This window comes from Nocardia sp. NPDC051052 (assembly GCF_044456045.1).
Classification (GTDB): Bacteria; Actinomycetota; Actinomycetes; order Mycobacteriales; family Mycobacteriaceae; genus Nocardia.
On record NZ_JBITFL010000009.1, the window covers coordinates 358394 to 381985 of the forward strand.

Here is a 23592-nt window from a genome sequence, read left to right on the forward strand (position 1 = left end):
CGATGACACTCAGGCGACGATATTGATCAGGCGGCCGGGGACGACGATCAGCTTGCGGGGTGCGGCGCCGTTGAGGAGGGTGGCGATTTTTTCGTCGGCCAGCGCGGCCGCCTCGATGGCCGCGGTGTCCGCGTCCGCCGGAACCTGAATTCGGCTGCGCACCTTGCCGTTTACCTGGATCGGGTACTCGACCGACTCGTCCACCAGCAGCGCCGGGTCGGCCACCGGGAACGGGCCGTGCGCCAGCGAAGCGGTGTGGCCCAGGCGTTCCCACAGCTCCTCCGCGATGTGCGGCGACAGCGGGGCCAGCATCAGCACCAGCGGCTCCACCACCGCGCGCGGTGCGCCGTCCGGGTAGGTCTTGGTGAGATGGTTGGTCAGCTCGATGAGCTTCGCGCCCGCCGTGTTGTCGCGCAGGGCGGCCAGGTCCTCGTCCACACCGGCGATCGTCTTGTGCAGCAAGCGCAGTGTCTCGTCCGTGGGCGCGGCCTCGGTGACCCGCAGTCCGCCGGTCTCCTCGTCCACCACCAGCCGCCACATCCGTTGCAGGAAGCGGTGGGCGCCGACGACGTCCTTGGTCGCCCACGGCCGCGAGGTGTCCAGCGGGCCCATCGACATCTCGTAGAAGCGGAAGGTGTCGGCACCGTACAGATCGCACATCTCGTCGGGCGAGATGGCGTTCTTCAACGACTTCCCGATCTTGCCGTACTCCTGGTTCACCGGGATCTCGGTGCCGGTCGGGTCGGTCCAGAAGAACTTGCCGTCGCGCTCGACCACCTCGGCGGCCGGAATGTAGGCGCCGCGCTCGTCGGTGTAGGCGTAGGCCTGGATGTAGCCCTGGTTGAACAGGCGCCGGTAGGGCTCGTACCCGGACACGTCACCCAGGTCGAACAGCACCTTCTGCCAGAACCGCGCGTACAGCAGGTGCAGCACCGCGTGCTCGACACCGCCGACGTACAGGTCGACGCCACCCGGATCGTCCGGGCCGTGCTCGCCCGTGCGCGGGCCGAGCCAGTACTGCTCGTTTTCCTTGGCACAGAACGCTTCCGGGTTGGTCGGGTCCGCGTAGCGCAGCTGATACCAGGAGCTGCCCGCCCAGTTGGGCATGACGTTGGTGTCGCGCCGGTACCGCTTCGGCCCGTCGCCGAGATCCAGTTCGACCTCGACCCAGTCGGTCGCCTTGGCCAGCGGCGGCGACGGCTCGGAGTCCGCGTCGTTCGGATCGAAGGTCACCGGGGCGAAGTCGTCCATGTCCGGAAGCCGCACCGGCAGCATGGATTCCGGCAGCGCGTGCGGCGCGCCGTCCTCGTCGTACACGATCGGGAACGGCTCGCCCCAATAGCGCTGGCGGGCGAACAGCCAGTCGCGCAGCTTGTACTGGATGGTGCCCTTGCCGTGGCAGTCGGCCTCCAGCCGGGCGACCACCGTCGCCTTCGCCTCGTCTATCGAAAGTCCGTCCAAGTAGCCGGAATTCACGATCGCGCCGTCGCCGGTGTAGGCCGAGGCGGTCAGGTCGCCGCCCGCCACCACCTCCTTGATCGGCAGACCGAGCGCGGTGGCGAAGTCCCAGTCACGCTGATCGTGCCCCGGCACCGCCATGATCGCGCCCGTGCCGTAGCCGCTCAGCACATAGTCGGCGATGAAGACCGGCATCGGCGCGCCGTTCGCCGGGTTGGTGGCGTAGCTGCCGAGGAAGACGCCGGACTTCTCCTTGTTCTCCTGGCGCTCCAGATCGGACTTGGCCGCGATCGATTTGCGGTAGGCCGCAACGGCATCCGCGGGGCTCGCGCCGCCGTTGGTCCAGCGCGCATCCGTGTCAGCGGGCCATGCGGCCGCGGTCAGTGTGTCGACCAACTCGTGCTCGGGCGCGAGCACGACATACGTCGCACCGAACAGCGTGTCGGGACGGGTCGTGAAGACCTCGATCTGCGCACCGTTCGCGTCGAACTTGACCTGTGCGCCCCGCGAGCGCCCGATCCAGTTGCGCTGCATGGCCTTCACGTTGTCCGGCCAGTCCAGGTGATCGAGGTCGTCGACCAGCCGGTCCGAATAGGCGGTAATGCGCATCATCCACTGCCACAACCGCTTACGGAACACCGGGAAGTTGCCGCGCTCGCTGCGACCCTCGGCGGTGACCTCCTCGTTGGACAGCACCGTGCCCAGGCCCGGGCACCAGTTGACCATCGAATCGGTCTGGTACACCAGGCGATACGAGTCGAGCACTGCCGCGCGCTCGGCGGCCGACAGTGCCGCCCAGTCCTTGCCGTCGGGGGCGGGCCGGGCGCCGGTGGCGAACTGGTCTGCCAGTTCGCTGATCGGGCGGGCCCGATTCAGCTCCTGGTCGTACCAGGCGTTGTAGATGCGCAGGAAGATCCACTGGGTCCAGCGGTAGTACTCGGGATCGGTGGTGGCGAACGAACGCCGCCGGTCGTGGCCGAGCCCCAGGCGATCGAGCTGGCGCTGCATGGTGCGCATGTTCGACTCGGTGGTGTCGCGCGGGTGCGCGCCCGTCTGCACCGCGTACTGCTCGGCGGGCAGGCCGAACGCGTCGTAGCCCAGCGCGTGCAGCACGTTGCGGCCGTGCATCCGGTGGTAGCGGGCGAACACATCGGTGGCGATGTAGCCGAGCGGATGCCCGACGTGCAGTCCTGCGCCGGACGGGTACGGGAACATGTCCTGGACGAACAGCTTGTCCGCGGGGGTGGCACCGGCGAGTGGACCGACCGGATTCGGCGCATGGAAGGTCCCGCGCTCGCTCCACGTCTGCTGCCACCGACGTTCGATGCGGCCCGCGAGCTCCGCGGTGTACCGGTGCTCGGGTACATCGCTATCGGTTGCACGAGTGTCCTGCACGGTCCTGCCTTCTTGTGATCGCCGATCCCCGACAAACTTCGTCTATCAGGGTAGAACGTGCGGACCGCAGTACCGAAAATCGGGCTGCGCTGACTCGGTCGGCGGGTCCGCGTCCGCGCCTCGAAGAAAGTTACCCGCCCGTCGGTATGGGATTGTGCCGCACCGTCTTCGCATTACTCGCGGGTTGTCGTTCCCATCCGAGCGGTCCCAACAGTGCGTTTGGTTGCTACGTCGCCGGCCTGGCCCCGCACAGTGTGGAACACGCCTGTCCGCCGGTGGTGGCGGGTCGGGTGCTGATCGGTTGCGGGGAGCTCCCGGCCGGCGTATGACACCGATGCGCTAGCCTGCATGGGTGCTCGTCGTCGCTCTCGTCCTGTTCGTGCTGGCCCTGGTGGCCATCGCAACCGGCGCACTCGGACTGATCGGCAGGCTGCCGCGCAACCGCTTCGTCGGAGTGCACACCGAGGCCGCCCTATCCGATGACGAGACCTTCCGCATCGCGAATCGCGTCGCCGCCCCCACCTCGCTGGCGGCCGGCGCGCTGCTGTTCGCCGGTGGTCTCGTCGCCCTCGCCGCGAGCGGCATCGTCGCGCTGCTCGTCGGTGCCGGAGCGGCTGTCGTCGCGCTGTTCACCCTCGGCGCGGGAGCGAATGCCGCGGCGTCGACGGCCGCCGCCCTCGCGCCGCCCGCGGAGGTCGGCGGCTGCGGCAGCGCGTGCGGAGCATGCTCGCTGCGCGACGCTTGCCAGCCCGCGACCTAGACCCTTATTCGGCGCATTCCGGTGCGGGCACGCTGCGCGACAGCGGACTCCCGAGCGGATTGAGGTAGAGCACGCACAGCTGGACCGGCGCCGAGCCACGGTTCCGTGCGACATGGGGATAACTCGAACCACTCGGCTCGCGAAAGACACGCCAACGGCGGTAGGTCACCGGTGCGCAGTCCGCGCCAGGGTGATCCAGCGTGCCGCGCGTGACCACGACCAGCAGCGTGCCGTCGTGATAATGCCAACCGCTGCTGCCGCCGGGTTCGATGATCGTCTGGCGCAGCACCAACTCGCGACGGCCGATGGCAATGCGGAACAGCACGCGGCTCGCGGTGTTTTGCGCGGGTGCCGCGTTCACCTGATACTCGCGTCGCATCAGACCATCGAACCATTTTCCGGTGCCCCGGGTAGCACTGTGGCGACCAGGCCTTTCCGTGCGGGCCGGGTGGGTTGAGTCGACCGAGTTACGTTTCGGGTCGAACCCTGTCGGTGGCGGTATCGGCGGTCCATACTTGGGGCGTTGTAGTACCAGCTTGATTTTCGGGGTGGAAATGAACTCGCTCGACTTTGTTGCCGCGGGCAATACGTGGGGAATCTCCGGACCCGACTTCATGGCGCTGTATTGGCCATTCATCGGCCTCGCGCTGCTATTCGGATTGTTGATGCGATTGCGGGTGACCCGCGGCGCGGTCGATAAGCGTGGCATCGAGCGGCCGGGCATGGACCTGTCGCTGCCCGAGCTCGCCATGTTGTTCGACGATCGCCGCGCGGTGCTGACCGCGCTGGCCCGGCTGCGCGGCCACGACCTGATCGACTCGGCGGCCGCACCGGCGCGGCCGCTGACCGATGCGGACAAGCATCGGCTCGATCCGTTCACCCGGTCGATCTACGACCGGATCGTTGCCGGAGCCAAGCCGACGGTCGTCTCGCTGACCGCGAATTCGGCGGCGGCCCTCGGCCGACTGCGTGACTCGATGATCAAGCGTGGCTACTTTCCCGACGCGGCCTTCCGGCGCAGGCTGTGGGATGCGGGCCTGCCGCTATTGATCGTGGGCGCGGTCGGGGTGGTGCGGTTCATCGCGGGAACGCTGCAGCACAACCCGGTCGCGTTCCTGGTCATCGCGCTCGTGGTGCAGGCCTTCGGCTACTGGCTTGTGGTGGCCAAACCCCGGTTGACACCGCTCGGCCGACTGGCCCGCAAGAACGCGACGAGCAGCAATGCGCATCTGCGGCCGTCCAATTCGCCTGCCTACGCCACCTACGGCGCGGAGAGCGCCGCGCTTGCCGCGGCCGTGTTCGGTGGTGCCGCGCTCTTGTCCCTGGACCCAGGGCTCGCGAGTGCCGTGCAGCCGCCGAGCTCGTCAGGCGGCGACGGCGGCAGCAGCAGCGGTGACAGCGGTGGGGGTGGTTGTAGCGGCGGTGGCGGCTGCGGTGGTGGTTGTGGCGGCTGATCGCGGCGCGCACCGGAGCCTTGGATGAGCGGACCGTTGGTGAATGGGACGCTCGGCATCGGCTGGCGTCCGGAGATCTGCGGGGTGATCGCGGAGCTGGATGGGCTCGGGTTCGGTGAGGTGATCGCGGAGTCGCTGCCGGTGCGGCGGCGGCTCGGCAGGTCGAAGGTCGTGCTCCCCGACGAGCTGACGGCGTTGATCTACCGCGGGGTAGCGATTGTGCCGCATGGCATTTCGCTGTCGCTCGGTGGCGCCGAACCGGTGGCCGAGCACCGGATCGACCATCTCGCCGCGTGTGCGCGGGCGCTCGGTGCACCGTTGGTGAGCGAGCACGTCGCCTTTGTCCGGGCAGGCGGGGTCGAAGCGGGACATCTGCTTCCGGTACCGCGCAGCAAAGCCTCCTTGGATGTGTTGGCCCGCAACATTTCCCGTACTCAGGAAGCGCTCGACGTACCGCTGGCTGTGGAGAACATCGCGGCACTGTTCGACTGGCCCGACGACGAATACACCGAGTCGGAGTTCCTCACCGAACTCGTCGACCGCACCGGGGTCTACCTGCTGCTCGATATCGCCAACGTTTACGCGAATGCCCGCAATCGCGCCCGCGACCCGCTCGACGAACTCCTGCGTCTACCCGCCGACCGCGTCGCCTACTGCCATGTCGCGGGCGGCCACGAATCCGGCGGCCGCTACCACGACACGCACACCGACCCGATTCCTGCCGAAATCCTCACGCTCGTCAGCGAATTCACCGATATCCACCCGGTGCCGCTGATGCTGGAACGCGACGGCAACTACCCACCCGCTGCCGAACTCCTCGACGAACTCGACGCCATCGCCGCGGCAGCGCATCGACCGTCCGTCACCGGCCGCGCACGATCGGCGCGCACATGAGGACACCCGAAGCGCATTCATCGAGGCGGGAAGTCGACGCGCTTGCCGAGCGGCAGGCGGCTTTAGTCCACGCCTTGGTAGCGGGGAGTCCGGCGCCGGACGGTTTCGATACCGAAGCCGTCGCCGCGACGGCCCAGGCATTGCTGCACAAACGCGCGGGTGAAGTCGCGCGCCGCTTCCCGTTACTCGCGCACGCCTGCGGTGCCGACTTCACCGAACAGTTCGTCGCCTGGGCTGTCGACAAACCGAAGACGACTACCGCTTCGGACGCAACAGCTTTCGCTGAATACGTGAGTGTCGCGCTGTCGACGAGCGGCGCCCGTAAGTCGTTCCCGCGCCGACTTCGCTAGCCGGGCTATTCGCCGCGCGTTGTCATCAACACGCCGAAGCGCCGGCACCGAGGCCGTCGACGGCAGGCATGCAGACGAACGTTCGTATTCATCGAACATGCCAAGAGGTCCCATGGTGTGACGAATTACGTACTTTTCGGTTCTATCTGGGAACACCGTCGGCGTTAGCGTGTGGTGTGCGATTCCTTAGCAAGTTCTACATCGACGGTTTCATCCTGTCGATCCTCGCTACGGTTGCCCTGGCCAGTGTGTTTCCCGCCCGGGGTACCGCTGCCGACGTAGTGAGCGTGCTGACGAAGATTGCCATCGCATTGCTATTCCTGCTGTACGGCACCCGTCTCTCGCCGAAGGAGGCCCTGGCCGGCCTCACCCACTGGCGGCTGCACACCGTGGTCCTGGCAAGCACGTTTGTGCTGTTCCCGCTGCTCGGGCTGGCGGCGCACCTGCTGGTGCCCAGCGTGCTCACCGACGACCTGTACACCGGTTTGCTGTTCCTGTGCCTGGTGCCGTCTACCGTGCAGTCCTCGATCGCGTTCACCTCGATCGCGAAAGGCAATGTGCCCGGTGCGATCGTGAGCGCGACGGCATCGAACCTGATCGGCGTCTTCGTGACACCGCTGCTTGTCATCCTGTTGATGAACACCACCGGCCAGGCCAGCGTCGATTTCTCCTCGATCGGCGACATCGTGCTGCAGCTGCTGGTGCCGTTCGCCATCGGTCAGCTGATCCGGCCGAAGGTGCATCGCTGGCTCAGCCGCTACGCCGAGCCGACGAAGCTGGTGGACCGGGGCTCGATCCTGCTCGTCGTCTACAGCGCGTTCAGCGCGGGCATGGTCGAAGGCATCTGGCACATGCTCTCGCCGTGGCGGATTCTCGCGCTGGCCGGTGTCTGCTGCGTGCTGCTCGCGCTGGTCATCGCCGCGACCATGCTGATGGGCCGGATCTTCGGCTTCGCCATGCCCGACCGGATCGTGATCGTGTTCTGCGGCTCCAAGAAGAGCCTGGCCACCGGACTGCCCATGGCGACGGTGCTTTTCGCCAGCCAGCCGGTCGGGCTGATCGTGCTGCCGCTGATGATGTTCCACCAGATCCAGCTGATCACCTGTGCCGCCTTGGCGCAGCGCTGGGCCAAGAAGGCGGCGGAGTCCGGCGAGGAAGGCGAACTGCGGCCCGCCGCATGACCGGCTAACGCAGCGTCTCCAGGGCCGTCAGGACCGCATGATCCGCGTCCGGGTCGCCGACCGAAATACGGGCACTCCCATCGGGATACGCCTTGGCGGCGATGCCTGCCCGCCGCAGCGCGGTGGCCACGCCGGGCCCCGGCAGGTACAGGAAGTTCGCCTGGCTCAGCGGCACCGCGATCCCAAGGCGCCGCAACGCGTTCCGCAATGTCTCCCGCGCGGCGGTGATCCGCATGGTCCGCACGGCGAGTTCGGGTTCGGCGGCGTAGGACGCGGACACCGCGGCCACCGCCGCCGAACTCACCCCGAACGGCAATTGCAGTTTGCGCACCCTGGCCATCATTTCGGGCCTGCCGAAGGCATATCCGATGCGCAGCCCGGCCAGCCCGTAGGCCTTCGAGAAGGTACGCAGCACAAGCAGATTCGGATGCTTGCTCAACAGGGCGAGCGGGTCGATGTAGTCGGCGGCCCCGAGAAACTCGACATACGCCTCGTCCAGGATCACCGGCACCCGCGCGGGCACGCTGCTCAGAAACGTCCGCAACGCGGCGGCCGAGACCACCGTTCCGGTCGGATTGTGCGGACGGCACACCACCACCAGCCCGGTCCACTTGTCGATGGCCTTGGTCATCGTCCGCAGATCCTGGTTGCCCGCCGAGTCCAACGGCACCGGCACCATTTCCACGCCCGCCATCTCGGCCAGGATCGGGTAGCCGTCGAAGGTCGGTGCCGCGTAAACCATTCCGGCACCGGGCGTGGTGAGCGACTGGATGATCTGCATCGCCACCCCGGTCGCGCCGGAGCCAACCACCACCTGGTCCGGATGCACGCCGTGATGCTGCGCGATCAGCTTCGGCAGCCGCCGCGGCAGGAACTCTGGATAGCGATTGGCCTGTGCCAGTACGCTGTGCACCGCGCGCAGCACCGAAGGCAGTGGCGGGAACGGGTTTTCGCTCAGGGTCAGATCGAATCGGGGCTGCGCTGACGGCCCGCCACGGCGCCGCGACGGCGTGGTCTCGTCGACGAGGTGCAGGCTCATCGTGCCGCGCCCCACCGGATGGCCGCGGCCCCGGCGAAGTCACCCGCGTGCGCGAACGCCGACAGCAGCACCACCGAGCCGTTGCGCAGCCTGCCCGCCCGGTTCTCCACATCCAGGGTCACCGGAATGCCTGCCGCGAACAGGTTTCCGCACCTGTCGAAGGTGTCCGGATGGCGTTCGGCGGGTAGCTCGAGCGCATCGTGCCAGTTGCGCAGGAACAACCGGTTCGGCTGATTGGTGACGAAGGTGTCGATGTCGCGGCCCTTCACCCCGATCCGATCGCACACCGCCAGCGCGACTTCCGGCACCAGCCGGTTGCCGCGCGCGAACACCTTGGTGATCTTCGATTCGGTGAAGCTGACGCAGCCCTGGCCCTCGCCCGGTTCCCAGTACTTGCGCTCGCCATTGGTGGAAAACTCCATGTCCCCGGCGAATTCGGGATAGGTGCGGCATTCGAGGTCGAGGATCGGCGCGCTGTCGTCCTTGACGAGCAGCCCGACCCCGCAGCCGTCGCCGGGCACCGGCGCCTGCGCCAGCTTGCGGATGTCGGGCTGGGTGAACACCGGGCCCGCGCAGTTCTGCGTCGCCGCGATCAGTGCGGTGCGCGCGTTGGTGGTCTGCAGCACCATGCGGGCGATCGACATCATGTGCACGAAGGCCGCACAGCCGCCGTTGTGCACGTCGTACACGAAGGCGGGGCGCGCGCCGAGCCGCTTGGCCACCTCGGGTCCGCAGCCCATCACCGGATTGTCCGGCAGCTGGGTATGGGTGATCAGCACGTCGATGTCCGAAAGGAACCGCGCGCCATGGCGTTCGATCAGCGGCGCGACGGCGCGCTCGACCATGTCCACCGCGGTCTCGTCCCGGCCCACATGGTGGCGGGCCTTGGGCGAGCGGAACATCACGTTCTTGGCCATCCGGTCCGAACGGGAGAACTGGGTGAAGTATTCGGTGCCGACCGGCTCGCCCGGCAGGTAGCTGGCCACATCGACCAGGCTGACCGGGGGCAGCGCGGGAGCGTCCGGATTGGTGGGGATCATGCCTGGTCTCATTTCATCCAGTCGGGCTTGATGGGCAGGTCATGTGCCGCCCGGAATTCGCAGATCGCCTTGAGGTTGTCCATCTCCAGCTGGTGACCGGCGGAGAACATCTCCCAGAAGTCGCCGACCCACACCGGGCGCTTCGCGGGCGCGGTCTCGGGATAGGGGTTCTCGTCGTAGAACGGGTGCTTGCAGTTGACCCACAGCACCACTGAACCCGGCTTGTTGAACACCGTCTGCGCGTCGACGACCCGCAGCAAGTAGATCATCCACAGGTGCTGCGACTGATCCCAGGCGCAGTGGTAGTCGACGGTCATCCCCTCGGGGTGCGCGACGGTGCGAGTGAAGATCTGGGTCTCATCACCGAGCCGGTCGTAGGCCAGCCACAGGCCCGGTTCCTCGGTCGGCACGAAACCACGCAGGCTGTAGGTCCATTCCTCCAGCGAGCGAGTGTCGGCGAGGTATTCGTACACCGCGCGCGGCGGCGCGGCGATGTAGGCCTGCACCGGGCAGTAGTCGCCGAAGATCTGGTCGTGCGGATAGACCGACCGCAGCATGTCCATGATGATCGGGGTGGTCGCGTCCTTGTCGGAATTCTCGATCCGCAACAGGCCGGTCGGCAGCAGGTCCTCCGGGATGTCGCTGAGTGCTGGCAGGGCGCCGGTAGGCCCACCCGGCGCCCGGCCACCGGCCCTGATGGAATCGCTACGCGCTGCGGTCATTTCGTACTCCTGGATTGCTCGATGGTCGTCAAGAACGGAAGAAACGGGGGCACCTCGTCCGGGTCCACGTCGATCGAAATGAACGACGGCCCCGCAGTTTCCATGCAGTGCCGCAGCGTCGCGGCCAGCTCGGCAGGCAGGCGCACCGAGAAGGTGGGCAGTTCGGGGAACATGGCGCCGACGCCGTCGCCGAGGTGCGCGGGCCGGAATCTGTTGAAGCTGTAGCGGTCTCGGTAGTACAGCTGTTCTCTGGTGACGCACATGGCGTGGGCGTTGTTGTTGAGCACGAGAAAGGTGATCGGCAGCGCGTGCTCGATCGCGGTGTGTATCTCCATGCCGTGCATGAAGAACGCGCCGTCACCGGCCACCACCACGGTGCGCCGCACCCCGTCGGGTCCGTGCCCGCGGGCGAACGCGGAACCGATGCCCGCGCCGAACGCGTACCCCATGCCGCCCATCCCGAGCGCGACCACGAACCGGCCACCGCGCGGCACCCGCAGGTGATGCACCACGGCCGCACCGGTATTGCCCGCGTCGGCGAAGACGTCGGTGCCCTCGGGCAGTCCGGCTTCGATGGTCTCCACCAGCTGCCGGTAGCGCAGTCCGGGGCCGGAGGCTGCCGGAACATGCAGCGGGGTAAGCGAAGTGATGGCGCGTCGCTCGGGTGCCGTGGTGGCAGCGGTGAATTCGTCGGCCAGCTCGCCCAGCGTGCGCGCCAGGTCGGTACTGGTGGCGTGGATGGTCGGCAGGTACGGTGACGTCACGCCGATGCTCGCCACCACGGCGCCCGCCAGTAATTCGTCCAGCCCGGTGCGCGCGGTGATCGGCATCGGTGTGCCGATGATCAGGCACAACGCCGCCGACCGGACGGCCGCGCTGAGTTCTGGATGCCCCATCGTGCCCGCGACCCCGCAGAAGCCGGGGTCGGTGTTGTCGTAGGTGTCCTTGGCATCGGGAGCGACGCCGACCGCGGCGTCCAGTGCGCTGGCCAACCGCGCCAACTCGTCCCGCGCGTCGTCGCGGGCGACCTGGTCACCGGCGATGATCACGATCTTGCCGGTCCGTCGCGCCGTCGTCAGCGCGGCGCGCAGCCGAGTCAGGCCCGCCTCGTCGCGCCGATACACCTTGGTGGGCAACCGAATCGAGCCCGCCGCGCCCATGTCCGCCTGCTGCACATCCTTGGGCAGCAGCAGCACCGCGGGGCCGCCGCGCCGGGCGGCACCGACCGCCCTGGCCAGCTGATCGGGCAGGTCGGCGGCGGTCTCGACGCGCGCGCAGTAGCGGGTGATCTCGTCGAACATCCGGGCGGCGTCGATGGTGCCCGCCTGTCCGCTGGTGTCCTGGAAAGCGCCATTGCCCTCCAGCGCGGTCGGCGGCTGGCCGACCAGCGCAAGCACCGGTACCCGCGAGGCGAACGATTCGGCAAGTCCGGCAACGAGATTCATCGCGCCCCCGCCGGACGTCGCGGCGACGACGCCGAGCCCGCCGGTCGAGCGGGCGTACCCGTCGGCCATGGTGGCCGCCGAGAATTCGTGCTTGGCGATCACCCCCGTGACGTCGTAGGGCGCGTCGAAGATCGCGTCATAGAGGTCCTCGATGTTCGCGCCGTCCACGCCGAAAATGTGCCGGACTCCCAAGGTCGAAACCGCCTGTACCAAATAATCCACGACCCGGCTCTGCATCGGCACTCCTTCCCGCGGTGTCCCTCCGTGCACTGGGCACACGCGAGATCACTTGCTGCGTACAGGAGTAATACGGGCGGGAAGGGTGGACGGTTCAACGCTGGGCCAGCAGCGCGGCGACGGCCGCGCTATCGAAAGTCGCTCAGCTCAGCTCGATGGGGTCGCTGTAGACGACTTCGCTGGTCTGCCCGCCTGGGGTGACCAGGGTGAATTTCACGAACGTCCGCACCGTTACCGGCCCGAACGCGCCGGTGACGGTCAGATGTGTGTCGGACAAATCGGCGTATGCCATGGGCTGGGTCAGTGCGACCGTCGCCAACGTCGTCGCGACGATGCCGCCGTGCCCCACCTGGAACGATGTCTGCTGGGACGGCAGCACGGTGGCCAGCGCACCGAACTCGCCGCCGAGTTCGTAGTTCAGCGGGGTATCCGATTCGGCGGCGGCCTCGGGCTGGGATTGCGACTGCGATGCGGTGCTGCCGGAGATCTTCGGCTTGGTGTTTCCGGTGACCGCCACCGACGGCGAGTTGAGCGTCGCGGTGATCCCGTTGGGCGCCAGTGCCACCGGGTAGCCGATTTCGTAGCCCACCTCCAGCACCGCGCTGACTATCTTGCCGCGCTTGGGCCCGTCGACCTGGCCGATGCCGATCCCGGACAGGAAGGCTTCCTTGCTGAACGGATTGTGGTCCAGCGGTGGTGTCACGTTGGCCGCGGTGTTCGCCTCGATGATCATGAACGCGTAGCCGTCCATGGTCCGTTTGACCAGCTGGTGGCCGATTCGGACCGGCAGCGTCGCGGGATCGACGAACCTGGCCGACGCTGGCGTCGCGGCGGTCAGGGGCATGGCCAGTGCGAGCAGGCAACTCCCCAGCACCATCCGTGTGCTGTACTTTCGCTGGGCATTCCGAGGCTTCACAGCCGCACCTTCTCGCAATCCGCGTCCAGTAGCTGGCGGTTAGGTGCCAGTCGGAGGATGATGGTGACCTTCCAGCAACCTACAAGAGCTGGATTCCGAAACGCCGCATTTCGCCGGGCGGTGTCGCCGAGCTTGCGTGTACGTATACATCTACGTATAGTCGTGTCATGCCCAACAAGACGATCTATGTTGCCGATGATGATCTGCCGCTGTTCCAGCGGGCCCAGGAACTGGTCGGCGGCAATCTCTCCGGGGCGGTGACCACGGCGTTGCGCCGGTTCATCGAATTGGAAGAGGGTCGGCAAGAAGGGTACGACGAGGTCATCGTCCGGGTCGGGCACAACGGCGTCCGGCAGGTTCGGTTCTCCGGCGCCCTGCTTTTCGAAACCAACGACATCAACGACCACCGGATGGAACATGTCCGGGTGTTCCGCAGCCGCAAAGGCAAGTTCGTGCTGCACGCGCACTACGCCAGCTGGGACGAATATCCCCAATCCGCCAACTGGATCAAGGATTTGAAGAACTGGCGGCGCATGCTCGGCGTCGGCGAGCAGGATTGGGGCGATTTCCTGCTGGAGATCGTCGACTCGATCGAGGAATTGAAAGGCAAACTGCCGGACAAGGTCTACGAGCGGGTGGTCGATATCGCGAAGCGGCCGCAGATCGAAGACCTCGACATCTAGCCGAATCGCATTTCCGCACAACTGAACACCAACTACTCGACCGGTAAAGCCGCACCCAGACATGGGGAGCGGTGTGGATTAGTCATGCGCACATGCGCATTCAATTATGAAATTCATTGAAAGGACCGTCATGGTCAACGGCCATCGCGCACCCGCCATCTCGGCATTTGGCTTGCGTAAATCCTTCGGCGAGCAGGTGGTGCTCGACGGTATCGACATCACCGTCCCCGAGGGCACGGTCTACTCGTTGCTCGGCCCGAACGGCGCGGGCAAGACCACCACCGTGCAGATCCTGAGCACACTCATCCACGCCGATGGGGGAGAAAGCCGGGTCGGCGGCCACGATGTCGAGGCCGAGCGTGACGCGGTGCGCAAGGCGATCGGTGTCACCGGCCAATTCTCCGCGGTCGACGAGCTGCTCACCGGCCGGGAGAATCTGCGGCTGATGGGCGATCTGCATCATCTGCCCCGGCGCGAAACCCGAAGGCTGGCAGCCGATCTGCTGGAACGCTTCGACCTGGTCGAGGCTGCCGACAAGCCCGCGTCCGCCTACTCCGGCGGCATGACCCGACGGCTGGACCTGGCGATGACGCTGGTCGGCGATCCGCGCATCATCTTCCTCGACGAGCCGACCACCGGCCTGGACCCGCGCAGCAGGCGGGCCATCTGGGAGCTCATCCGCGGGCTGGTCGACGACTATAACGTGACGGTCTTCCTCACCACCCAGTACCTCGAGGAGGCCGACCACCTGGCCGACCGCATCGCGGTGCTCGACCACGGCCGGATCGTCGCGGAAGGCACTGCGGCGGAACTGAAGCGGCTGGTGCCCGGTGGGCACATCCGACTGCAGTTCGCCGACAGCGCCGCGTTGTTCGCCGCGGCCGCCGCGCTCGGCGTCGCCGCGCAGCCGGTCGACGACGCCGAGGGCGACGCCGACCTGACGCTCGCCGTGCCGAGCGACGGCAGTGTGAAATCGCTACGGGCGCTGCTGGATCGGCTCGACTACGAGCAGATCGAGGTCGAGGGGCTCGCCGTGCACACGCCCAATCTCGACGATGTCTTCCTCACCCTCACCGGCCAGCCGACCTTCGAAAAGGAAACCGTCGCATGAGTAGCATGTCCTACGCCCTTGCCGACTCGGCAACAATGTTGCGGCGCAACCTGACTCATGCCAAGCGGTATCCGAGCATGAGCGTCGGCGTCATCGTGATGCCGACCGTGCTGCTGCTGATCTTCAAGTTCGTCTTCGGCGGCGCGCTCGAAAAGTCTTCCGGCGGAAACTACATCGACTATCTCGCGCCCGGCATGCTGCTGATGGTGCCGGCCTACATCACGGCGTCGGTGGCGGTGTCCATCGTGACCGACACTTCCAAAGGCATCGTGAATCGCTTCCGCACCATGGGGATCACGCAGTCGTCGATGCTGACCGGTCACGTGGTCGGTGCGCTGCTGCAGGCGCTTGGCGGCATCGTGTTGATGGCCGTGGTCTCGTTGCTCATCGGGTGGCGACCCGATGCCAACGCGGTCGAATGGATCGCCGCGTTCGGTCTGCTCAGCTGCACGATCTTCGGGCTGAACTGGCTCGCGGTCGCCTTGGGCCTGCTGTCGTCGAACCCGGAGGGCGCGAGCAACACCGTTTTCCCGATCATCATGCTTCCGTTCCTCGGCAGCGGTCTGGTCAGCACCGACACCATGCCCGTCGGGCTGCGTCAGTTCGCCGAGTATCAGCCGTTCACGCCGATCACCGAGACCGTGCGCGGCCTGCTGATGGGCACCGAGATCGGTAACAACGGCATTCTCGCGCTGGCCTGGTGCGCGGGTCTCACCCTCGTCGGATTCCTTTGGGCGAACTCGATTTTCCGTCGCCAGACCAGCTGAGCCAGCACGCGATGAGGGGTACCGATCCCCCGCCGGAACCCGGCGGGGGATCGGTGGTGTCCTCAGACGGTGCCGGACAGCAGCGTCTCGCCCGAGGACGCCAACCGGATCTGCACGGCCTGGATCTGCTCCGGCGTCTTGTCGACGGTCCGGTCGATCGTCAGCTCGGTGCCCGGCCCGGCGGGCCACTGATCGAGTTCGGTCTGGCTGCCGTCGGTGCCGAGCACGAACAGCTTCAGATTCCAGTTGTACTGCTGCTCGCTCGGTCCGTAGCTACAGGTCATCACGATCCGCGTCTTGCCGTTGGCCTGCACGACCTTGAAGCTGGCCGTTACCGGATTCGGCTTGAGCGGTTGCATACTGCGTTCCGCGACAACCTGGTCGGTGCTGGTGTTGCCCGACGAGGTCACGGTGGCGACCACCGGAACCGCGATGGCCACCGCGGCGGCGGCCGCCGCGACCGCGGCGCCGATGGACACCCACCGGCTCCGGCGCCTGCGCTTCTCGGCCGCGTCGGCGAGCCTGGGCAGCAACCGCGGCACCGGCGGACCGGCCTCGGTCGTCGGCGAACCAAGCTGTGCCGCAAGCGCTTCGGGCAGATCGATCATCGCGAGCGCGGTCGCGGGTTCGACCATCGCGAGCATGCCCGGCATGCCGGCCAGCTCGGCGACGGCGGCCTGACAGGCGGGGCAGCCCGCCAAATGCTCTTCGTATTCCCGGCGCTCGGTTCTGGTCAGGGAGCCGAGCACATAGGGCGCGTCCCACGCGGTGTAGTCGTCAGCGATATCGGTCATTGGTTCGTCACCCCCATCTCCTGTAATGCCAGCCGTAGTGCCCGCATGCCGTAGTGCATCCGGGATTTCACCGTGCCCGCCGGAATGTCGAGTTCGTCGGCGATCTGGTGGGTGGAAAGGCCCCGATAGTAGGCCCGCACGATCACCTCGCGGTGGTCGGGACTCAGCCTGCCCAACGCGTCCGCGACCACCCAGCCGTCCAAGGCCCGGTCGGCCTGGTCGGGCGTGGCCTGCTCCGGCGGGCTGTCGGTGCGGAACTCGCGCCGGTTGCGGGCGCTGCGGTGCTCATCCACGGCGAGGTTGCGTGCCACCGTGAACAGCCACGCGCGCGCCGAGGTGTCGGACTGATCCAGCACGTTCGGTCGCTGCCACGCTCGCAGCAACGTTTCCTGCACGATGTCCTCGGCCCGTCCGGGGTCGCGGACCAAACCGAGCGTGTACCGCCACAATGCGGCCGCGTGTTCGTCGTACAGGACCCGCAACAACTCGGTTCGGTTGTCGGGCATTGCTCACCTCCCGCTCATCCCACGAATCAGCAGGGGTGAACGGTTCAATAAGTGCGCACATGTCAATTTCGTTCGAGTTCGATCGGATGGGTTGCCAGCAGCGACAGGGGGAGGGGCTGGCGGCGCAGCACGTGCGCCCACAGGTCGGCGCGGCCGGTGCTGATCGGGTCGGAGGGCAACGCGGACAGCACGATCCAGTCGTCGTTTTCCAGCTCGCCTTCCAATTGCCCGAAGGTCCAGCCCGCATAACCAGCGAAAATGCGGATGCCCTCGACCAGCTGCCCGATCTCCGCCGGGTCGGCGTCCAGGTCGACGAGCACCACCCGGCCGTCGATCCGGCGCAGGCCGGGGATGCCGTCGATGGTCGCGCCGACGCGGATGGTGCCCAGGCACAGCGCCGCGTCTCGTTTGACCGGGCCGCCGATGAACAGGGTGCGCGGCGCGGCCGCCACCTCGGTCCAGCGGGGCAGCACGTCGTGCACGGCCGTATCGCTCGGCCGGTTCAGCACGACGCCGAGGCTGCCTGCGTCGTTGTGCTCGATGATGTAGACAACGGTGCGCCGGAAGGTCGGTTCGGCCAGTTCGGTCGCCGACACCAGCAGGGTGCCGGCGCGCACCACCTGCTCGCCGTGCCGGTAATCGCGCCGCTTGCGGTCGCCGTGCCCGCCGCGAGTTTTCCGATCATCCGGGTCGTCTGCGCGTGCCACTCGGACATCATCGCAGTTGTTTCGGCGATATGCGCTTCCGCTGACCAGTTCGGTGTCATGAATTTGTGTCGGGAGCCGATGCTGGGCGCTTGCGGTCGTCGTAGAGTCCGTGTCATGGAACCTCCCGAGGTACGCCTCGAGAACAGCGACACCGTGTACGACTTCTATCTCGACCATCGGCAGAATCGGCTGAAAGCCTGGGCCGCATACGCCATTCTGGGTCGTCGGTACTATCCCCGCGTCTCCTACGCCGAGGGTGCGCATGCCGGTATGCGCGCGGCGATCCGGCAGGGCCGACCGCTGTTGATCTCGATCAATCATCTTTCCGAGAACGATCCGTACACGGTCGCGGCGGCGGCGTGGCGCAGCGCGTTGCGCCCCGTGATCGGGCGGGTGCGGGTGCTGGCCAAGGACGAGCTGTTCGAGGAGCCCGAGCAGCGACGCAAGATCGACATGATGGGCGGGATCCCGGTCTTCCGCGGCAAGGATCACGGCATCCGGGCGGTCAACGCGGCTGGTCAGCGGATGATGGACATCTGCGCGCAGCGGATCGCGCGCGGTGACGGTGTCGCGGTGTTCCCGGAGGGCACCTGCAACGAGGTCGACCCGGCTCAGGTGCAGCCGGTCGGTAGCGGGATCGGGCACATCGCGTTTCGCGCGATGAAGCTCGGCGTCGAGCCGGTGCTGGTGTCGATGGGCCTGAGCTACGGGCCGCGCACCGACCCGGCGGTGCAGCCGAACAAGGAGGAGGCCAAGTCGGCCAGCTTCTACTTCGGCGTGCCGATCACCGAATTGCCGAGCAAGCCGGGCGATATCGCGCGGCTGGTGCGCACCGATCTGCAGCAGGCGCTGGACGGGGCCGTCGCCGCCTACTGAGGCAGGTTCAGGCTGTCGCGTGCCCAGTGCGGCACCATCACCAGATATTCGGGCCGAGTCTCGATGAAGTGGTGCACCATTCGGCACATCGGCAACGCGCCGAGTTTGTCCGCCGCGGTGCTGTTCAACGCCGCCTCGACCAGCACGCGGCCGTAGCCCTGGCCCTCGTAGCGGGGGTGGATCTCGGTGTGCACGAACGCGCGTTCGGACTGGGTGTCCTGATATTCGACATATCCGGCGTTGTCACCGTCGACATAGAGCTCGAAGCGTTCCAGAGCGGTGTTGATACGGACCTCCGTCGACATGGCTCGACGCTACTCCCGTGCGACGTCATCCGCGCATTCCGCAACGCATCGCGCGGCGGCCGCCGCGGACTGGGGACGGCCGCGGCCGCGGCCGCCTGACCGGCGGAATCCGGTGCTCGACTTGTCTGTCGGTGGCGACCTGCGCAGAATGCTCATGATCGGGGTCGCGCACGCGCGCGTGGCGGCCCGTGGAGGTACGAAACATGATGAAGGTACGGCTGTTTTCGCGAGCCGCGGCTGCCATGGCCGTGTGCCTGCTCGGTGGATCGATCGGTTCCGGCCTGGCCGATGCCGCGCCGTCGTTCGGGGCTTGCCCGGCGGGCTCGGTGGTCGCGGGTCATGGCGTGCAGTGCGCCGTGGTCGACGTACCGATGAACTACGCCGACCCGGACGGGCCGAAGATCCAGGTGACCGTCAGCCGGATCGCGGCAAGCGGGGAGCGGCGCGGCGCTATCTTCGCCAACCCCGGTGGGCCGGGCGCGGACGGCCTGGACTTCTGGGGTCTGCGCACCGATGTGATGCCCGCCGAGCTCAACGCCCACTACGACCGGATCGCGGTGCAGCCGCGCGGATTGCGCTGGGCCACCCCGTTGGACTGCGCGGCCGAGGACGGCGGGCGGGTGTCGCTCGGCGGCGGCGACCGCAATGCCATCAAGAAGGCGTGCGATATCGCGCTCCCCGGCTACCTCGACACCATCACCACCGAGAACACCGCCCGCGACATGGACGCGGTGCGCGCCGCGCTCGGGCTGGACCGGATCAGTTACCTCGGCACCTCGTACGGCACCTATCTCGGCGCGGTGTACGCCTCGCTGTTCCCCGACCGGGTCGAGCGAATGGTGTTGGACTCCAACGTCAATCCCGACTGGGTGTGGACCGAGGAATTCGCCCAGCAGCAGATCGCAGGCAAGCAACGGCTCGATGATCTGTTCGCCTGGATCGCCGAGCACAGCGACGAATACCACCTCGGCGATACGGCTTTGCAGGTCTATCAGAACTGGGTGCGGATGGCGGTCGACCAGGGCGGCGGCTGGTACGCCAACCTGACGCCGCCGCCCGCCAGCCTCGCCGACCTGCCCGGCTCGTTGCCCGAGCCGCTTGCCGAGATCGCTCGTGACGGTTATACCGGCAGCCTCGAGCAGACCGGAAAACTGCAGAACCTGGTGCGTACCTTGATCTCTCGTGGTGTCACCACGCAGGGGCCGTTACTCGGCGCGACGTCGGTCGCCAGCTACACTCGCACCTACTGGCCGACCTTTGCCCGCGCGATGGCCGACGCACTCGCCAACCCGGCGAACGTGCAGCGCCTGCGCACCATCGAGGGCGCCACCGCCACCGACAGCACCGGTCAATTCGTCTTCGCCGCGATCACCTGCAACGAGAACGCGATTCCCGGTCGGCTCGAGGTGATCGGCTCGGCGATCGCCACGATCGCCTCCGGCGGCAACGCCATGGATGCCCGTGCCGACCTGGTCCGCTCCGGAATGGCCTGTGGGGCATGGGAACCCGTCACCAAGCCGGTCCGGATCACCGGCGCCGGTCTCGGCACCCGCCCGCTTGTCCTGCAGAGCCGCCACGACGCGTTGACCAAGTACGAAGGGGGGCCGGCGATGTCACGCGCGCTGAACGGGTCCCTGATCACCGTCGAAGGTGGCGATCACGGCAACTTCGGCCGCGGTAACCACGTGATCGACGATGCGGTGATGACCTACCTGCGTACCGGGCAGGTCACGATCACCGAAGCCGCCGAGGCACCGCTGCCGGTGCGCTGACCCGCTCGCGCGATCCCGTCGCGACCGGCGGGAATCGCGGTCGCTGGCGTCGAGGAGTCTGGTTGGGTGGACGGTAACTTCGTCTCGGCATTGCCTGCCCAGTTGGCGCGGCTCACACTGCAAACCATGACGACGTGGACGCCGCTGCATGGTCAGCCGTATATGCCAATTCCGTACCACCCGAACCGAATTCCGGTCGAGGACGCGCTCGCCGGGTCGGCCGCGTTCCGCGAGCGGATGGATGAGCGCCGCACCGTGCGGATGTTCTCGACCGATCCGGTACCTGAGCAGTTGGTGCTCGATGCGATCGCGGTGGCGAACACCGCGCCGTCGGGCGCGCACCAACAACCGTGGACCTTCGTGCTCGTCGAAGATTCCGACGTCCGAGCCAAAATTCGTGCCGCGGCGGAGGCGGAGGAGCAGATCTCCTACAACGGCAGGCTCGGCGAGGAGTGGTTGTCCGCCCTGCGGCCCCTCGGCACCGACGAGCACAAGCCGCACCTCACCGACGCCCCTTATCTCCTGGTGGTCTTCCAGCAGCGGTTCGGCCTGCGTCCCGACGGCACCACCTACAAGCACTACTACGGCGACGAATCCGTCGGCATCGCCGTCGGCATGCTGCTCACCGCGCTACACCTCTCCGGCCTGGCCGCCCTGACCCACACCCCTAGCCCGATGAAGTTCCTCGCCGAAGTCCTGAATCGCCCGCGCAACGAAAAGGCTTTCGCCGTAGTACCTATCGGCTACCCGGCCGACGATTCCGTGGTCCCCGACCTGGTCCGCAAGACAATGGACCAGGTCCTCATCCGGATCTGATCGGCGCCATCGCCCCATGCCCCTGAATTTGAGGGCAGCACATTCAGTGGGCTTCCGTAACATTCCAGCGTTCCATACCGACAGCACACTGGAATAGGAGGAGTTCATATGAAGAAGACAATTACCGCCGCCGCCCGGGTCGCGGCCGCCGGTGTATCGGGCCTCGCCTTCGTCGCGATTATCGGTTCCGGTAGTGCCCAGGCAGCACCTCAGGACTGCGCCGTTCAGCGCGACTTTTTCGGTGCGTCCGCTACCTGCCAGCCGGACGGTGGTAGCAATTACGTCCTGCACGTCGACTGCTTCGGCTTGTATGCCAGCGGGCCGTTCCCGTTGTACGGCGTCGGCGCCTACAAGATACTCAGCTACCCCTTCACCCCGGACGGGCAGCGTATTTCGACAGCTTGCACAGGTGTCGGTCCCGGCGTTGTCGCTATTGCCACAAACGCCTATGTGGAGATTTACCGCGGTTAAGAAACGCGAAATCTCGACCACTTATCCGCTCGATCGAGGCAGCTCCGGGACCTGGGTGACCAGGTCTTCCGGAGCCGACAAGCGCCAGGCCTCGAACACCAGCTCGGCCAGTTCGTCGGCGTCGATACCCGCGAGGTGAACGACGACCCAGCCGAAACCGCCTGCCGTGAACTGTTCTTCGAAGACGTCAGGTCGTTCGGAGACCAGCGCTTTCTGTTCGGACAGCGTCTGTTTCAAGCCGATCGTGTTGGTGCGCGGCCAGTAGTAGCCGAACAACTTCCCGCGCACCTTGTACGAGGTGTATCTCTCACCCTTGGTGTCCCGCACGTCGACGAGGCCGCCGACGACCCGGAAGAATTCATCACTCTGTACTGCCACCGCGGACCCCTCACAAGTCGGAGTCCGCAATATACCCGCGGCCCTGGTCAGCGGGTCACGGTGGCCGAGGTGAGCACGACGGGCTGGACCGGCACGTCCTGGCCGCCGGTCTTGACCTTCCCGATCTGATCGACGACGTCGTTGCCGCGGGAGACCTTGCCGAATACCGCGTAGCCCCAACCGTCTTGCCCTGGATAGTCGAGGAACGCGTTGTCGCTGGTGTTGATGAAGAACTGGGCCGACGCCGAATGCGGGTCGGAGGTGCGGGCCATAGCGACGCTGTAGATAACGTTCTGCAGCCCGTTCTTGGCCTCGTTCTCGACCCGGTTGGGCGCCGGCTTTTCCCGCATCGTCTGGTCCAGGCCGCCGCCCTGGATCATGAAGCCGTCGATCACGCGATGAAAGATGGTGCCGTCGTAATGGCCGCTGTTGACGTAGGTCAGGAAGTTTCGCACGGTCTTGGGTGCCTTCGTTTCGTCGAGTTCGAGCTCGATGTCACCCATAGAGGTTTGGAGCAGAACCTTGATCATGATTTCCCCAATTTGTGCGACGGGCTCAGTCCCGCAGTCGCCCTGACGGACGCGTGCTCCAACCGAGCTGGACACGGACCTGTGCAGCTTACCGGTGCGTGGCCGCGGGGAATCCGTTTCGGCCCCGCACCGGTGCCTGTCGCGACAACTACACCGCCAGGTCGGGCAGTACCTCGCCGGTCTCCAGCAGCGTCTTGAGGTTGGACAGGATGGACGGCCAGCCGCCGCTGATCCCTTCCCGCACAGCGCTGTTCGGCGGGAAGTTGTCGTGCACGACGGTCAGCTTGACCACCGAGTCGCTGGCTTGCTCGAGTTCGAAGGAAACGTGCGAGCGCGGCTCGCGGGCCCAGGCGGCGACGTCGTCGGGGTTCATGTCGAAGGCCTCGGCGAACGCCGGATCGAAGGTGTGCCAGGTGTAGGACAGCTTGTTGTACGGATCTGCTTCCAGTACCACCTGCTCCGGATCCTTGCTACTCCAATCCTGTTGGTGCCAGACCATTTCGGAGCCCGGCTGCCAGTCGGTGTCGAAGCTGGAGCCCCAGTAGCGCTTGGTGAAGGCCGAGTCGGTCAGTGCCTGCCACAGCTTTTCCCGGGTGGTCTTGATGAAGGTCGTGTAGACGAATGTGTTGTCGCTCATGGGCTCTGCCTCCAAGGCTTTCTTGAGATCTGCGAGTGCGTGTACGCGCGCGCGGTCGTAGTGGGTGATCCAGCGTTCGGTGATGGCGTTGATGGGGTCGGCATTGAGGTAGTGCAGTTTTTCGCGGCCGCTGCGGCGGGTGCTGATCAAGTTGGCCGCCTCCAGCACGGCGAGGTGTTTGCTGACCGACTGCCGCGCCATCTCCAGCCCCGTGCACAGTTCGCGCAGGGTTTGCCCGTTGCGGGCATTGAGGCTGTCGAGCAGCCGCCGGCGATTGGGATCGGCCAGCGCTTTGAATACCTCGTCCATGTCACCTTTCTAATAGGCAGCTGGTTGGCTGCGTATTCG

26 protein-coding genes are annotated in these 23592 nt (G+C 66.7%); 12 read left to right on the forward strand and 14 right to left on the reverse strand.

Going from position 1 to position 23592, the window contains the following annotated elements:
• Positions 1 to 9 precede the first annotated feature (9 nt).
• Positions 10 to 2853, reverse strand: coding sequence for a leucine--tRNA ligase (gene leuS / locus ACIBCN_RS30295; protein WP_396995106.1), 2844 nt, complete (start codon positions 2851 to 2853; stop codon positions 10 to 12).
• 352 nt (positions 2854 to 3205) lie between these two features.
• Between leuS and ACIBCN_RS30300 the strand changes: the two genes are divergently transcribed.
• Positions 3206 to 3613 (forward strand): SdpI family protein, encoded by a 408-nt coding sequence (locus tag ACIBCN_RS30300; protein WP_396995107.1) that lies wholly within the window; start codon positions 3206 to 3208, stop codon positions 3611 to 3613.
• 4 nt (positions 3614 to 3617) lie between these two features.
• Here the strand turns inward: ACIBCN_RS30300 and ACIBCN_RS30305 are convergent, their stop codons facing one another.
• The gene (locus ACIBCN_RS30305; protein ID WP_396995108.1) at positions 3618 to 3992 is read right to left on the reverse strand and encodes a cupin domain-containing protein; all 375 of its coding nucleotides are present in this window, start codon (positions 3990 to 3992) and stop codon (positions 3618 to 3620) included.
• A gap of 175 nt (positions 3993 to 4167) precedes the next feature.
• Between ACIBCN_RS30305 and ACIBCN_RS30310 the strand changes: the two genes are divergently transcribed.
• The 4 genes from ACIBCN_RS30310 to ACIBCN_RS30325 all read left to right on the forward strand — a co-directional run bounded on the left by ACIBCN_RS30310 (position 4168) and on the right by ACIBCN_RS30325 (position 7492).
• Positions 4168 to 5067 (forward strand): TIGR04222 domain-containing membrane protein, encoded by a 900-nt coding sequence (locus ACIBCN_RS30310; protein WP_396995109.1) that lies wholly within the window; start codon positions 4168 to 4170, stop codon positions 5065 to 5067.
• A gap of 24 nt (positions 5068 to 5091) precedes the next feature.
• Positions 5092 to 5961 carry a DUF692 domain-containing protein gene (locus tag ACIBCN_RS30315; protein WP_396995110.1) on the forward strand — a complete coding sequence of 290 codons (870 nt, stop codon included), beginning with the start codon at positions 5092 to 5094 and terminating at the stop codon, positions 5959 to 5961.
• Positions 5958 to 6311, forward strand: a complete 354-nt coding sequence (locus ACIBCN_RS30320) for a hypothetical protein (protein WP_396995111.1) — start codon at positions 5958 to 5960, stop codon at positions 6309 to 6311. Before ACIBCN_RS30315 ends, ACIBCN_RS30320 begins: the two co-directional genes overlap by 4 nt.
• Positions 6312 to 6487: 176 nt before the next feature.
• Complete coding sequence (locus tag ACIBCN_RS30325; RefSeq protein ID WP_396995112.1) at positions 6488 to 7492, forward strand: bile acid:sodium symporter family protein; 1005 nt, start codon at positions 6488 to 6490, stop codon at positions 7490 to 7492.
• A 4-nt stretch (positions 7493 to 7496) separates the two neighbouring features.
• On the opposite strand, the gene ACIBCN_RS30330 is transcribed toward ACIBCN_RS30325, so the two are convergent.
• The 5 genes from ACIBCN_RS30330 to ACIBCN_RS30350 form a co-directional block, all read right to left on the reverse strand.
• Positions 7497 to 8531 (reverse strand): aminotransferase class I/II-fold pyridoxal phosphate-dependent enzyme, encoded by a 1035-nt coding sequence (locus ACIBCN_RS30330; RefSeq protein ID WP_396995113.1) that lies wholly within the window; start codon positions 8529 to 8531, stop codon positions 7497 to 7499.
• Positions 8528 to 9571: a 3-oxoacyl-ACP synthase III family protein gene (locus ACIBCN_RS30335; RefSeq protein WP_396995114.1), complete on the reverse strand. Its 1044-nt coding sequence runs from the start codon at positions 9569 to 9571 to the stop codon at positions 8528 to 8530. Before ACIBCN_RS30335 ends, ACIBCN_RS30330 begins: the two co-directional genes overlap by 4 nt.
• An 8-nt stretch (positions 9572 to 9579) precedes the next feature.
• On the reverse strand, positions 9580 to 10293 hold the full coding sequence (locus ACIBCN_RS30340; RefSeq protein WP_396995115.1) for an SRPBCC family protein: 714 nt from the start codon (positions 10291 to 10293) through the stop codon (positions 9580 to 9582).
• Positions 10290 to 11975, reverse strand: a complete 1686-nt coding sequence (locus ACIBCN_RS30345) for a thiamine pyrophosphate-binding protein (RefSeq protein ID WP_396995116.1) — start codon at positions 11973 to 11975, stop codon at positions 10290 to 10292. The genes ACIBCN_RS30340 and ACIBCN_RS30345 overlap by 4 nt, the downstream gene beginning before the upstream one ends.
• Before the next feature lie 142 nt (positions 11976 to 12117).
• On the reverse strand, positions 12118 to 12891 hold the full coding sequence (locus tag ACIBCN_RS30350) for an MspA family porin (protein WP_396995117.1): 774 nt from the start codon (positions 12889 to 12891) through the stop codon (positions 12118 to 12120).
• 167 nt (positions 12892 to 13058) lie between these two features.
• Here ACIBCN_RS30350 and ACIBCN_RS30355 point away from each other — a divergent pair, with 167 nt between their 5' ends.
• The 3 genes from ACIBCN_RS30355 (at position 13059) to ACIBCN_RS30365 (ending at position 15452) form a co-directional block, all read left to right on the forward strand.
• Positions 13059 to 13574: an EXLDI protein gene (locus ACIBCN_RS30355; protein ID WP_396995118.1), complete on the forward strand. Its 516-nt coding sequence runs from the start codon at positions 13059 to 13061 to the stop codon at positions 13572 to 13574.
• A gap of 130 nt (positions 13575 to 13704) precedes the next feature.
• Positions 13705 to 14685, forward strand: coding sequence for an ATP-binding cassette domain-containing protein (locus ACIBCN_RS30360; RefSeq protein ID WP_396995183.1), 981 nt, complete (start codon positions 13705 to 13707; stop codon positions 14683 to 14685).
• Entirely contained in the window at positions 14682 to 15452 is a 771-nt protein-coding gene (locus ACIBCN_RS30365) for an ABC transporter permease (protein WP_396995119.1), read from the forward strand. Before ACIBCN_RS30360 ends, ACIBCN_RS30365 begins: the two co-directional genes overlap by 4 nt.
• A 62-nt stretch (positions 15453 to 15514) precedes the next feature.
• On the opposite strand, the gene ACIBCN_RS30370 is transcribed toward ACIBCN_RS30365, so the two are convergent.
• From ACIBCN_RS30370 to ACIBCN_RS30380, 3 genes are all read right to left on the reverse strand, one after another.
• Positions 15515 to 16246, reverse strand: coding sequence for an anti-sigma factor family protein (locus tag ACIBCN_RS30370; RefSeq protein WP_396995120.1), 732 nt, complete (start codon positions 16244 to 16246; stop codon positions 15515 to 15517).
• On the reverse strand, positions 16243 to 16752 hold the full coding sequence (locus tag ACIBCN_RS30375) for a sigma-70 family RNA polymerase sigma factor (protein ID WP_396995121.1): 510 nt from the start codon (positions 16750 to 16752) through the stop codon (positions 16243 to 16245). Before ACIBCN_RS30375 ends, ACIBCN_RS30370 begins: the two co-directional genes overlap by 4 nt.
• Before the next feature lie 62 nt (positions 16753 to 16814).
• Positions 16815 to 17459 carry a YqgE/AlgH family protein gene (locus ACIBCN_RS30380; RefSeq protein ID WP_396995122.1) on the reverse strand — a complete coding sequence of 215 codons (645 nt, stop codon included), beginning with the start codon at positions 17457 to 17459 and terminating at the stop codon, positions 16815 to 16817.
• A 114-nt stretch (positions 17460 to 17573) separates the two neighbouring features.
• Between ACIBCN_RS30380 and ACIBCN_RS30385 the strand changes: the two genes are divergently transcribed.
• Positions 17574 to 18335, forward strand: coding sequence for a lysophospholipid acyltransferase family protein (locus tag ACIBCN_RS30385; protein ID WP_396995123.1), 762 nt, complete (start codon positions 17574 to 17576; stop codon positions 18333 to 18335).
• Here the strand turns inward: ACIBCN_RS30385 and ACIBCN_RS30390 are convergent.
• Positions 18329 to 18640, reverse strand: a complete 312-nt coding sequence (locus tag ACIBCN_RS30390; RefSeq protein ID WP_396995124.1) for a GNAT family N-acetyltransferase — start codon at positions 18638 to 18640, stop codon at positions 18329 to 18331. The two genes, ACIBCN_RS30385 and ACIBCN_RS30390, sit on opposite strands and share 7 nt — an antisense overlap.
• Positions 18641 to 18843: 203 nt before the next feature.
• On the opposite strand from ACIBCN_RS30390, the gene ACIBCN_RS30395 reads away from it, so the two are divergent.
• The 3 genes from ACIBCN_RS30395 to ACIBCN_RS30405 all read left to right on the forward strand — a co-directional run bounded on the left by ACIBCN_RS30395 (position 18844) and on the right by ACIBCN_RS30405 (position 21699).
• Positions 18844 to 20412, forward strand: a complete 1569-nt coding sequence (locus ACIBCN_RS30395) for an alpha/beta hydrolase (RefSeq protein ID WP_396995125.1) — start codon at positions 18844 to 18846, stop codon at positions 20410 to 20412.
• Between the two features lie 66 nt (positions 20413 to 20478).
• The gene (locus ACIBCN_RS30400) at positions 20479 to 21228 is read left to right on the forward strand and encodes a nitroreductase family protein (protein ID WP_396995126.1); all 750 of its coding nucleotides are present in this window, start codon (positions 20479 to 20481) and stop codon (positions 21226 to 21228) included.
• Between the two features lie 108 nt (positions 21229 to 21336).
• A complete protein-coding gene (locus ACIBCN_RS30405) occupies positions 21337 to 21699 on the forward strand; it encodes a hypothetical protein (protein ID WP_396995127.1) in 363 nt (120 codons plus the stop codon).
• Between the two features lie 21 nt (positions 21700 to 21720).
• Here ACIBCN_RS30405 and ACIBCN_RS30410 read toward each other — a convergent pair whose 3' ends face one another.
• The 3 genes from ACIBCN_RS30410 to ACIBCN_RS30420 all read right to left on the reverse strand — a co-directional run bounded on the left by ACIBCN_RS30410 (position 21721) and on the right by ACIBCN_RS30420 (position 23553).
• The gene (locus ACIBCN_RS30410) at positions 21721 to 22077 is read right to left on the reverse strand and encodes an MmcQ/YjbR family DNA-binding protein (RefSeq protein WP_396995128.1); all 357 of its coding nucleotides are present in this window, start codon (positions 22075 to 22077) and stop codon (positions 21721 to 21723) included.
• 47 nt (positions 22078 to 22124) lie between these two features.
• Positions 22125 to 22607 (reverse strand): peptidylprolyl isomerase, encoded by a 483-nt coding sequence (locus ACIBCN_RS30415; RefSeq protein ID WP_396995129.1) that lies wholly within the window; start codon positions 22605 to 22607, stop codon positions 22125 to 22127.
• Between the two features lie 148 nt (positions 22608 to 22755).
• Positions 22756 to 23553, reverse strand: coding sequence for an ArsR/SmtB family transcription factor (locus ACIBCN_RS30420; protein ID WP_396995130.1), 798 nt, complete (start codon positions 23551 to 23553; stop codon positions 22756 to 22758).
• Positions 23554 to 23592 lie beyond the last annotated feature (39 nt).